At 33.7% G+C, this 12,712-nt stretch carries 10 protein-coding genes; 9 read left to right on the forward strand and 1 reads right to left on the reverse strand.

Features of this window, described 5'->3' with window-relative positions; genetic code table 11:
- The first annotated feature begins 255 nt into the window (after positions 1-255).
- From H8R22_RS08115 to H8R22_RS08145, 7 genes are all read left to right on the forward strand, one after another.
- Complete coding sequence (locus H8R22_RS08115) at positions 256-849, forward strand: hypothetical protein (RefSeq protein WP_187009955.1); 594 nt, start codon at positions 256-258, stop codon at positions 847-849.
- A 198-nt stretch (positions 850-1,047) separates the two neighbouring features.
- A complete protein-coding gene (locus H8R22_RS08120; protein WP_187009956.1) occupies positions 1,048-1,893 on the forward strand; it encodes an aldo/keto reductase in 846 nt (281 codons plus the stop codon).
- Positions 1,894-2,307: 414 nt separating this feature from the next.
- Complete coding sequence (locus tag H8R22_RS08125) at positions 2,308-3,222, forward strand: hypothetical protein (RefSeq protein WP_187009957.1); 915 nt, start codon at positions 2,308-2,310, stop codon at positions 3,220-3,222.
- 31 nt (positions 3,223-3,253) lie between these two features.
- Entirely contained in the window at positions 3,254-3,904 is a 651-nt protein-coding gene (locus tag H8R22_RS08130; RefSeq protein WP_187009958.1) for a peroxiredoxin-like family protein, read from the forward strand.
- Between the two features lie 284 nt (positions 3,905-4,188).
- Entirely contained in the window at positions 4,189-6,519 is a 2,331-nt protein-coding gene (locus H8R22_RS08135; protein WP_187009959.1) for a chondroitinase-B domain-containing protein, read from the forward strand.
- Between the two features lie 160 nt (positions 6,520-6,679).
- A complete protein-coding gene (locus H8R22_RS08140; RefSeq protein WP_187009960.1) occupies positions 6,680-7,264 on the forward strand; it encodes an SOUL family heme-binding protein in 585 nt (194 codons plus the stop codon).
- Positions 7,265-7,350: 86 nt separating this feature from the next.
- A complete protein-coding gene (locus tag H8R22_RS08145; protein WP_187009961.1) occupies positions 7,351-7,743 on the forward strand; it encodes a DUF2721 domain-containing protein in 393 nt (130 codons plus the stop codon).
- 74 nt (positions 7,744-7,817) lie between these two features.
- On the opposite strand, the gene H8R22_RS08150 is transcribed toward H8R22_RS08145, so the two are convergent.
- Positions 7,818-9,935 carry a TonB-dependent receptor domain-containing protein gene (locus H8R22_RS08150; protein ID WP_187009962.1) on the reverse strand — a complete coding sequence of 706 codons (2,118 nt, stop codon included), beginning with the start codon at positions 9,933-9,935 and terminating at the stop codon, positions 7,818-7,820.
- Positions 9,936-10,078: 143 nt separating this feature from the next.
- On the opposite strand from H8R22_RS08150, the gene H8R22_RS08155 reads away from it, so the two are divergent.
- Both H8R22_RS08155 and H8R22_RS08160 read left to right on the forward strand, forming a co-directional pair.
- Complete coding sequence (locus tag H8R22_RS08155) at positions 10,079-11,464, forward strand: DUF1800 domain-containing protein (protein ID WP_187009963.1); 1,386 nt, start codon at positions 10,079-10,081, stop codon at positions 11,462-11,464.
- A 24-nt stretch (positions 11,465-11,488) separates the two neighbouring features.
- Entirely contained in the window at positions 11,489-12,655 is a 1,167-nt protein-coding gene (locus tag H8R22_RS08160) for a DUF1501 domain-containing protein (protein WP_187009964.1), read from the forward strand.
- Positions 12,656-12,712 lie beyond the last annotated feature (57 nt).

Below are 12,712 nucleotides of genomic sequence, written 5' to 3' on the forward strand. Positions count from 1 at the left end.
TAGGCAATGGGGAAACAGCCATAACCATACTGTGTGCAGCTCCAAAAAAGTTCAAAAAAGAAACCTTATTACTATTTCGTAATATAGTACTTTAGACAAAAGTCAAAATAAATCTCGATGGATTAATCTATTTTCTCTAATAACTATTTCAATATCTCAACAAATTTAATTGTAGTTTTGAAGTTCATAGGTCGAGTGTAGAAGAGTAATATTACTTATTTAATTAGCTTGGTCATACAATAATATTCAATATCTATGTGGTGGCAGTATGTATTAGTTTTTTTTGGCGCGCTATTATTTGATATAGTACCTTTTCCGTTTGCACCGGCATTTACAATAATGGTTTTTTTTCAAATTCTTTTTAAGCTGGATGTTTGGATAGTTATTATTGTCGGAGTTGTTGGATCCGTAATAGGTAGATATATTCTTCTACTATATGCGCCATTACTGGCAGACAAATATTTAAAAGTATCTAAAAATGAAGATATTAAGTTCCTTGGAGACAAAATGAATCAAAACAAATGGAAAGGAATCTTAGTCGTACTTGCTTATTCTTTGCTACCTATTCCTACCACACCGCTTTTTTTAGGTGCTGGTATTTCTAAAATAAAACCTATTTATATCATTGCTCCATTCTTAGTAGGGAAATTCACTAGCGATGCCATCGCTTTACATCTAGGAAAATTCGCATCGGAAAACCAACAAAATATCATCGATAATATTTTTTCCTGGCAATCAATTGCTAGTTTGATTTTAGGTTTTGTACTGCTTTTTTGTTTATTTTTCATTAATTGGCGTACCTTACTTCATACTAAAAAATTAGTTTTTGATTTTAAAATCCTAAATTAAATCTTTATCTAGTAAGCATTTTTAATAGCATTGCTTTATAAAATTGGAATACAATTTCATTTCTGATGATCGTATAATTGAGCTTAAAGAACCTCATCGTCCTTGATGCTTTTTTACAAAAGCATTATTGACAAGTACTACCTATTTTTAACAGAAGTAAATGCGACAACTCTTATACAGCTAGAAACAATTGCAACAATGGAAAAAAATTTTAAGCTTAATAATAACATCACAATCCCATCAATAGGCTTTGGTACTTGGCAAACACCTCTTGGACAAACAGCCATTGATACGATCAAGTCAGCAGTCAAAGCTGGATACAGACACATAGATGCCGCAGCAATTTACAAAAATGAAAAAAGCGTAGGTACAGGCATAAAAGAATGCGGTCTTGAACGAAAGGACTTATTCATAACGAGCAAAGTCTGGAATACAGAGCGAGGTTATGAAACAACCTTGAAAGCATTCAAGAAAACGCTACATGATTTACAATTAGATTACTTAGACCTCTATCTTATTCATTGGCCTGCTAATGCCCAACAATTTACCAATTGGAAAGCTATTAATTCCGAGACTTGGAGCGCCATGGAAAAATTACACAAAGAGGGAAAGGTGAGATCTATTGGAGTGAGTAATTTTTTACCGCATCACTTGGAAGCCTTATTAGAAACGGCGACTATCAAACCAGCGGTGAACCAAATAGAATACCATCCCGGTTTTATGCAAAATGACTGCGTACAATTTTGTAAGTCACATAACATCCTAATAGAAGGTTGGAGTCCGCTAGGAAGAGGTGAAGTGTTAAAAAATGAAATTCTAATAGAAATGGGGCGTACCTACAACAAATCAGTAGCACAACTGTGTATACGATGGGCATTACAAAATCAAGTACTGCCCTTGCCAAAGTCCGTAACACCGCAACGAATAACAGAAAATTTTGAGGTTTTTGATTTCGAAATAACCGCATCCGATATGAAAATCATTAATGATATGGACCATCCTAAAGGTGGTGCAGGATTAAATCCTGACACAGTTACTTTCTAGATACCCTCAATTCTTGTGGATAATTAGCTTTATTACATAGTATTCAAATCGCAAAATTTTTGAAAAAACAACTCCGCAAGAACTACATCACCTTCGATCAGGAATTAACCATGGAAGCAAAAAAAAGAAAATCAAATAAAATAACTAATCGTTTTTCTTTGATTTTTCGATAGAAATAATTAGCTAAAGCATTAAAAAAAAACTACGTAGCTATATATTGATTCCACTGTATTTTTTGTACAAGTTGGTAACCCCTTCTCAGTCGTACAAGGCTTTAGAACACGAATTAAAAGGACGTAATTAACCTATAAAATAAGAGTCGGTAAAAACAGTAGTCATTTAATACTCCTTAAAATTTCACTATATTTGAATGAACCGCATCCAGAATATAATTTCATTTCAAAATAGTAACTCATGAATAATTTCCTAAAAACAGTTTGTTGTATTAGCATCATAACACTATTCAGTTGCCAGTCAGATACTAAAATAAGTAAAGATCAAGATAGCATCAAAAACAGCTCTAACCTAAACCAAGAGTTTAATGACTATTGGTATGCGGGTAAAGCAGAATTGAGTAGCTACGAATTAAAACAATCTCGCTATGGTGAAATTCGAAATGGTGAAGTGGTCTTAGTATTTGTAACCGAACCATTTTCACTAAAAAAACAGGTTAAACTAGACGATCCTGAAAAAGCAGGAAAAGATAATGTATCTGTTTTGAAATTAAATCAAGTTAGAAAATTCAGTACGGGAATTTACGATTACTCCATTATGACCTCTACCTTTACTCCTGTCGATTTGCAGCACTACCCCAACACTTTAAAATCAACAACTAGTATTCAAGAGTGGTGTGGTCATACTTTTACGCAATTCAATCTTGGTAAAAACAAGTATCACATAAAACAATTTTCTTATTTTGAAGCCGATGGAGATAGCGAAAGTGACATTCCAGTTGCATTATTAGAGGAAGAATTAATGACCCGCTTGCGAATCAATAAAGGACAGCTGCCCTTAGGAGAAGTCGATCTGATTTTTTCGACACTTTACAGTCGGTTTTCTTATAAGAAGCAAGAAGCTACAAAAGCCACTATTAGCAGAACAGAATCAGGAGGCTTGATGAACTATACAATTAAGTATGCCAATTATGATAGAAAAATAACAATAGCTGTCCAAAAAGCATTTCCTTACAAAATTGAGTCATGGACAGAAGATGATGGAGACGGATTAATTACGGAAGCAAAACTTAAGAAGAGTATAAATGAACCGTATTGGAATCAAAAAAAGAATACGGATCAAATTAAAAGAGATGAGTTGCAACTACAAAAATAGTTGACTTTTCTAATCAAATTAAAATTTTACAATGAAAACGTTAAAAGAGCAAACTGAAGCAAAAATTGAAGCAGGACGCAAAGCAAATCCTGATTTCATGTCAGGTGTCGATGCCGCAATAGCGAAAGCAAAAAATTTTGAAGAAGGAGCGCTTGCCTTAAAAATGGGACAAAAAGCGATTTTATTTGAATTACCAAATCAAGAAGGCAAGACTGTATCGTTAGACTCTTTGTTGATAAATGGTCCAGTCGTACTTACCTTTTATCGCGGAGATTGGTGCCCTTATTGTAATTTACAACTTAGAGCATTACAAGCCCGTTTAGATGAAATGCAAGCTATGGGGGCTTCACTGGTAGCTATTAGCCCACAAGTACCTGATGAATCCTTAGCAAAAAGTGAAATTAGCCAGATGAACTTTACCGTCTTGTCGGATCAAAACGCATCAGTCGCATCACAATATGGTGTAGCTTGGGAGGTACCAGAATTTTTATTAAGTCATATGCGTGTAGACCGCAATCTAGACTTGGCCAAAATCAATAATGGAAATGCACATGTGCTTCCAATTCCTGCCACCTTTATTTTAGATAAAAATGGGATTATTGTTTGGACCTACGTCAATGTAGATTATCGAACCCGATCAGAGCCTCAGGAAATTATCGAGCAGTTGCAAAAACTAACGTAATAAAAAAATAGTATTGATAAAAAGAGTTGTTGTACCCAAACAGGTAAAACAGCTCTTTTTTTAGTCTTCAACTATTAGTGAAACTATAACTTTAGTCACTGAAGCAGTCCTTACTTTATTCAAAATAAAAAGTCTTTTTGCTGATTTTCAACAACTACTTTAATACTTAGCACAGTACTTACAACTGGTAAACCAATTTTTTTTACTATTTTTGAAAAAGAGACTTTCCTATATTTCAAATGAAATAGGATTCTTTTAGCTAATCAAAAAACAAAACCACTTTAATGAAAAATTTTTATTTAGTACTACTAACTGTTTGCTTGACAGTTTCGGCAATCGCACAAAGTCAAAAAAAAATCAAGGTAAATAACATTACTGAATTTAATTTGGCCGTAAAAAATGCTAAGCCAGGAACAACGATTACTCTTGCTAATGGTGTTTGGAAAAATGCAGAATTAGTTTTTGAAGGTAAAGGCACAAAGGAGCAGCCAATAACTTTAAACGTTGAAGAAAAAGGATTGGTTACGTTAGAAGGAAAATCAAATTTACAAATGGCTGGTGAATATTTGCATGTAGAAGGATTGGTTTTCAAAAATGGATACACCCCTACAAATGCCGTAATTTCTTTTAGAAAAAACCGCAATGAAATGCTAAACAATTCACGCATGACAGAATGTGTGATCGATAACTTTAACAATCCAGAACGTCAGATGCAAGATTATTGGATCACGATTTACGGGAAAAACAATCGCATTGACCACAATCATATCATAGGAAAGAAAAACTTAGGAGTAACAATGATAGTAGGATTAGACACTAAAGAAAGTGTCGAAAACAATCATAAAATAGACCATAACTACTTTGGACCACGCCCAACTTATGGGAATAATGGAGGGGAAACTTTACGCATTGGAACTAGTCATAGCTCATTAGAAAATTCAAAAACAATAGTAGAGTCTAATTACTTTGACAGAACAAATGGAGAGCATGAAATAATTTCGAACAAATCATGTCAAAATGTATTTAAATACAATGTGTTTTTTGAATGTACAGGAACATTGACTATGCGTCACGGTAACGAAACGATGGTCGATGGAAATGTATTTATTGGAAACGGAAAACCAAGCACTGGTGGTGTTCGCGTTATAAATGAAACGCAAACAGTCATAAATAATTACCATATAGGGTTAACCGGTTCTCGATTTAGAGGTGCCTTTGTGATGATGAACGGAGTGCCAAATTCCACTCCAAACCGTTATGTTCCAGTAATCGACTCTAAGGTAAACAACAACACCTTCGTTAACTGCGATAATATTGTACTATGTGCTGGTAGCGATGCCGAAAGAAGTCAAGCACCTAGAACTTCTGAGATCTCTGGAAATGTTTTCTACAATGAAAATAAAACAGACCTCTTCTCTATTGATGACGACATAAGCGGAATTAAATTTGAAAATAACATTTTAGCTAAGAACTTAAAAACAACTATTCCATCAGGATTTAAAAATGCTGATATCAAACTAGTCAAAAACAAGCAGGGATTTTTAATTCCAGAATCCAAAGCAATAAAAAACAAAATAGTTATCAGTCCAAATATCGCTACCAAAGAAAACACTGGAGTATCTTGGTATTCAAAAACAGATAAAACAATAGCCTTAAACTCCGGAAAAACAATAAAAGTTCCCGCAGGAATTAATACGTTATATGATGCTGCCGAAAATTCAAAAGCAGGTGACATTTTAGAGCTAGAAAATGGTGGAGAATATTTGTTGACCAAAGCGGTTCAAATTACGCATCCACTAACATTTAAAACTGTTGGTAAAAATAAAGCTACCATTTTATTTGAATTAATGATGGCTTTCGAAATTCAAAATGGAGGAAGCTTGTCATTAGAGAATATTATATTCGATGGAGATAAATCGCCAGATTACGCGGGGAATTCAGCCATTAGCACATCCAAAAATGCCATGTTAGACAATTATAAGTTAATTATTGAGAATTGCACATTTACTAATTTTATTGTAAACCATTCCTTTGACGTATTACGTGTTTCTAAAGGTACTTTTGCCGACACCATTAGCATTCAAAATTCAACTTTTAAGAACATCACAGGTCATATCGCTGCTCTAGACACAGAAACTGATGATATTGGTGCTTACAACGTAGAATATTTTATAATGAAAAACAACACTATAACTGATTTACAAGGAGCTGCTTTACGTTTATACCGTGGTGGGAAAGACGAAAGTACTTTCGGTCCTTTTCTAGAAATGGAACATAATGTTTTTGATCAAGTGGGACACGGTTCAAAAAACAAATACGAGAGAGCGGTTTCTCTATACGGCGTTCAAGTAATTGACATTAAAAATAATATTTTTAAGGATGCAAAAGCAGTTGAAATGCATCTAGTGGTAGGAGAACCATCAGTAAACATTGCTAACAATGACTTTTATAAATCAGATAAATTGATCGTAACCGGTGATCAACAGTACAATCTTTCCAACTCATTAGATGCAAATCCTAATTTTATTGAAGGTACCTACGAATTATCAGACAAATCAGGTCTTAAAGGCAAAGCCACTGATGGCACTGACTTAGGGATTCATCAAAAAAAATGAAGATCTCAAAAGCTTTTAATGGCTTTTATATAATAAAAAATCAACGTTGAGGACGATATTGAAGGCTTTCACTACTCGACTAGTAATTAATAATAGAGGAACTTAAATCGATCAGTTTTTCAAAGGGGTAATTTTTGTATCTTAGAAAAAAAACAACATTATGAAAGCACTTTATATTATCCTCGGAATTGTTCTGATAATTTTTATTGGGAGCCAAATTTTTGCTTGGAACAGTCAACGCAATATTGAAACTTATTCGTATCAAGTGGTTAAAAAATATGACCGTTTTGAAACAAGAACTTACGAGGCTACTTTATTTACTTCGGTGGAACTTCCAACCAATGCTTATAAAGAATCGTCTAGTAAAGGATTTTCTATTCTAGCGGGATATATTTTTGGAGACAACAAAAAAAGCGAAAAAATAGCAATGACTTCACCTGTAAGCATGTCCTTAGACTCTTCTACGACAATGATGTTTATGGTTCCTAAAAAATTCAAGAAGGAAACACTACCGGAGCCAAATCAATCTAACATAAAATTTAAAGAGGAACCTGCAAAAACTGTTGCTGCCATTAGTTTTGGCGGCTGGGCCAATGACGAAAAAATCGCAAGTTATAAACAAGAACTTATTACTGCATTGGATGCTGTGGGAGTACAATATACCAACCGTTTTTACTTTTTAGGATACAATGCTCCTTATGAGATTTTTAATCGTAAAAATGAAATTATAGTTGAGCTACAATAATTCACTAGTATCCTAACAAAATAAATATAAAACACAAAAGCAGCAAGTTAAGGATCGATTTTTGCTGAATAAATTTTTCAAACACAATGACATTAAACATCGAAACTCCTGCACTATTATTTTCTGCAACTTCATTGATTCTCTTAGCATACACAAATCGGTTTTTAACGATTGCCACAATTGTGAGAAGTCTCAAGAAAACCTATGACGAAAAAGAAAACAAAAGTATCTTAATCGAAATTAATAATCTCAATTTGCGATTGACCTTGATACGATACATGCAGCTTTTTGGAGTCCTTAGTTTGTTTCTTTCGGTTTTTGCAATGCTACTACTCTTCTTTGATTTTCAGTCGTTCGGCTTATATCTTTTTGGCTTTAGTTTGTTAAGTTTATTGATATCCTTGGCACTATCATTTTGGGAAATAAGTATCTCAGTAAAAGCTTTACAAGTACACTTAAGCGATTTGTCTGAAAAATAGATATTGATTTATCACCAAAAAAAAAAAGAGTTGTGTAGCAACTACACAGCTCTTTTTGCTTATAATTGATTCGGTTAAGGATTCAAAAGACCGCCTTCGTCTTTTTTCTCTTCGTTCAATAAATTAGAATTTTCTTTAGCTAATTTATTTTTGGTTGGAATTTTATAATTCAAGCTGAAACCAAATTTCCTAGTGTCCTGCTTACTACTAATTAGCAGCGGGGTTTCAAATGAATTAAAACCATTTTTATTTGTATTTAGAATATCATCCGCATAGATTGACAGTGTCAATTGGTCTTTCAAGAACTTTTTAGAGAAAGTAAAATCAAGAGAATTTCTAATTGGCTCTGTTGCGATGAAATAAAAGTAATTCCCTTTAGGAAAAACGTAATTGTAATTAGCAACAAACTTGACATTAGACGGCAGTACAATCTGAGACATTAAGTTTATCATCCAAAAACCATTAGTATCGACATTAGGAATCTGGTGGTACTGATATCCTCCATATACATATAGAAAATTCATTGTATCTGGATTTACATTCATCTTCATGGTTTCAGCTAGTCCTTTAGTAAACAACATATAAGGAATAGGCATACCTGCGCTAAAATTATGAATTTTAACCTCCGGAATATTCTCATTTGTATTAATTACCACATCATTAGTAAGCGATACTCTATTGATGACTTGGTTTTTTGCTGCGCTTATATTGTAACTAATAAATGCATAATCAAATGCGCTTAATTTTACCTCATAATTATTAAAAATAGTTGGTTGTAGGTTGGGATTACCTGAATAATCAACATTAGGGTTTTGATAATTCGTATTATTAGGGTTTAAAGCTGAGGTACTAGGCAGTGTGATTTTTTTATTGTAATTCACATTAAAGTTAATCGAGCTACTAAAATTGTACTGTGCACTGGCATTAGGAAAAAAACGAAATTGCTTAAAAGGAGACAAGGTCGCCACATCTGTGCTTCCGGTAATATTATAATCTTCGGCACGACCACCTAAAATAAAATTCACTTTATCAAATCTGGTTTGAACCTCAACATAGGAGGCAGCTGTTCTACGTTTATAATCTAAGTTCACAACGTCTCTACTAGTGGCTTCAAAAAGCAACTCTTCGTATAAACTACCAAAACTTAATTTTCCTTCATCAGAAAATTTTATGGGTTGCGAATAATCAAATTTAAAATTATAAAAATTTTGGTTCGATGAGTTGGCTAATGTCAATGATGAATTACTCACTGGACTTAAAGCAAAATCATTAGTGTTATTATTATAATTGAATTTGAACTCTAACTTTTTAGCGCTATTACTAAATTTCTTCTGATAAGTCACAACCGCATCTTGACGCAAACCCGTACTTTTTGACAAATCATTATTCTCAAAACCAGGACCTGTTCCTAAAGTTGTACTATTATTATTGTTTTGAGTTAAATCGTAATTAAGTAACAATCGATCTTTACCAATATCAAACGTCAGTGCCGATTTAATAAAATTATTTCTTCCGGTACGATCGGAATCTGTTTTACTTAATAGAAAATTTGTTCCGTTTTCTTGTTTTTCTAAAGAAGTCCAGGTAGCGCTTTCTCTATAATTTTGCCCTACATTTAATTGCCATCCAAAATATTTGTTCTTTGCACTTAACAACAAACTATTATTTACCCTCAGGCGAAAATCGTCATAATTAGTAAAACTAGTGCTATTTGTATAAGTAGCACTCAAATAATTTTTTGCGTTTTTATTGGTAATAATATTCAAAATAGCTCCACCAGAAGTAGCAGGAAATTCAGCGCCTGGTTGCGTTATTATTTCTATTTTTTCAATTGCATTTGCCGGCATTCCCTCTAAAAAAGCATTAAGTTCTGTAGTGGAGATATTAAGAGGTCTTCCGTCCATAAAAACATCTAGTTGTTTTCCTTGGTACATCATTCCAGCAATATCTGAGGCGATTAAACCTGGTAGTTTTTTTATTCCTTCGAGAACTGAACCCGTATTTAAACTAGGTTGATCAGCAAAATTAAAAATAGTTCGATCTGCTTTTTGCTCTATCGCTTTTTTAGTTTTAATAATCGATACTTCATTTAGTTCCGTTGTTTTTTCAGGTGCTTTTTCGGGACTAGTTTGTGCAGTGACATTATTTAAGCAAGCTAAAATAAATAATGCAATCAAATAATTTTTTTTCATTTTTATTATATCAGTTACGGCATAAGTATGCGTTATAAGTAATATGTTACAAAGAAGGTTAACAAACTTAACATTGATCGCTATTAAACCTTTATCGATTTACTACATCTAAACTATGTGATGCCTACTTAAATACAAGAACTATGAATCAAAACACATTATGGTCGCTCCGATTAGGTTTTTCGAATAAGGAAAGTGAAACTATTGCTAATAAAGGAATACAAGGTTTCTTGTCTGCATCGTTCAAAGTCCCTTTTGATGCTAGCATACCTGATTTCTTGAAAGATAGTCCTAAGACTTCTGCTGATTTAAAAGCACAACGACAAATTTTACAGAATGCCACTGACGAGCAAAAAAAAGCAGCACGCATGGCTGAGAACGGCACTACACAGGCAATGAAGCAATGGTGGATTGACAAAATTATGACGAGCGATTTTCCCCTACAGGAAAAAATGACTTTAATGCTGCACAATCATTTTGTAGCCACACATCAAAAGGTAAAAGTTAATTATTGGATTTTTCAGCACAATCAAATTTTGCGCAAGCATGCTTTTGGCAATTTTAAAACGCTCACAAAAGAGATAATAAAAAGCAATGCCATAGTGCGATACTTAGACAATAGTGATAATAAAAAAGGAAAACTTAACGAAAATCTTAGCCGAGAGTTACTCGAGTTATTTACGCTAGGGATAGGCAATTATACTGAAGAGGATATTAAAGATGGAGCGAAAGGTCTCGCAGGTTTAACAATAGGCGAAGAGAGTGCGCAATACCGCAAGTTTTTGCAGGATGACACCCCTATTACCTACTTTGGAAAAAAAGGTGTTTTTAAAGCGGATGATATGGTCGATATTATTTTTGAACAAAAGAGTATCCCGTATCTGATGACAAAAAAAATATTACAATGGTTTATTTACGATAATCCTTCGAAAGAACTAGTTCAGTATTATGGAGACTATTTTAGAAGTGTAAATTTTGAATTTAAACCCTTGCTGACTAAAATTTTCACAGAGGAATATGAGAAGAAGACAGCAGGATCCAAGATTAAAAATCCGCTGGAATTTAGCCTACAAATACTAAACGAGCTACAACTACCTATTGTAAAGAGCAACCCTATCGTTTTCTTTTTAAGACAGCAAAGTATGGACTTATTCAATCAGCCCAATGTAAAAGGTTGGGACGGCGGTAAATCATGGCTAACCACTCAAATTTATTTACAAAGAGAAGCGGTTGCTGATGCTGTGTGCCAGGGGCGTGGATTTATTAGAGGAAATGACAACAACCAAATGTCTAGCCAAATGTCTAGAATAAAAACAAAAACAACGCATTTGCAATGGCATAAAGGCACTAACAAAGCCATTATAAAAGAGCTTACAGATCGCTTACTTTTTAGTGTAAGTCCAGAAACACAAAAAGATTTTGAAAACCTTTTAAAATATGATTTTGATGCGAATTCACCCAATAGTGATCAAGCAGTTTTACGGTTATTCAATGCAATTATCAAAGAACCTGAATTTCAGCTAATCTAGTATAACGATCAAAGAACTACAATTATGAACAGAAGAAACTTTTTATCACTTACAGGAACATTAACCGGTGGATCGTTATTATTACCCGATTTTTTATTCTCCTTTAGTAAACAGGAAAACCTAATTATTGGTGATCAATGTGTTGTTTTTGTGCAACTCAATGGCGGTAATGATGGTTTAAATACTTTTATACCCTATCTCGATCCCTTGTATTATGAAATGCGACCTAAAATTGCATTATCTAAAGAGCAAGTAATTGCGGGAAACAAAGAAATGGCTTTTCATCCCGCTCTAAAGGGTTTCGCACAAATGCAACAAAACGGAGATTTAAGTGTAATTCAAAACGTGGGGTATCCTGAACCCAACCGATCTCATTTTAGAAGTCAAGAAATTTGGCAAACAGCCTCTGATGCTGATCAATATATTAATGAAGGTTGGCTAGGACGGTATCTTGACCTGCAATGCACCACTCACATGCCTACAGCAGGAATTAATATTGACACTATTGATAACTTGGCTTTAAAAGGCGAAGAGCCAAATGCCATTACGATCAAAGACCCTAACAAATTCAAGATAAAAAATAGCAAAGACGACAACAACACGCTATCTGATAATCCAGCATTAGATTTTGTTCGAAAAATAGCCAATTCTGCAGTCGAAGGATCAGAATTAATTCAAAAAGCACTTTCTCAATCTAACGCAGAAACGCAATATCCAGCCACTGGTTTAGGTAAAAACTTAGAATGGATAGGTCGCTTAATTAAAGGTAATTTAAATTCAAAAGTATATTACACCTCACTAGGTGGTTTTGACACGCATGACAATCAATTAGTAATTCACAAAAACAAATTAACTGAATTAAATGATTCTTTATTTAGCTTTTATACTGATTTAAAAAAGGCTAAACTGCTGCAAAATGTAACAATTGTAGTTTTTTCGGAATTTGGACGACGTGTTAAAGACAACGGAAACGGAACAGATCACGGAACTGCGGCTCCCATGTTTGTCATTGGCGGAAATAATAAGGGAAAAGTTATCGGAAACAATCCCAATCTATCTGACTTACAACAAGGTGATTTAAAACATCAAATCGATTTTAGAAGTGTGTATGCCAACTTATTACAAAACAAACTAGGCTTCAATCCAAGTAAAATTGGCATCAAAAACCCTACACTAACCGACTTATTTTAAAAATAATCATTCTTATAAAGTTCGCTTAAGGATGAAAGTCTATCTTTGCCTGCTTTA

The organism is Flavobacterium kayseriense (genome assembly GCF_014305095.1).
Taxonomy (GTDB): domain Bacteria; phylum Bacteroidota; class Bacteroidia; order Flavobacteriales; family Flavobacteriaceae; genus Flavobacterium; species Flavobacterium kayseriense.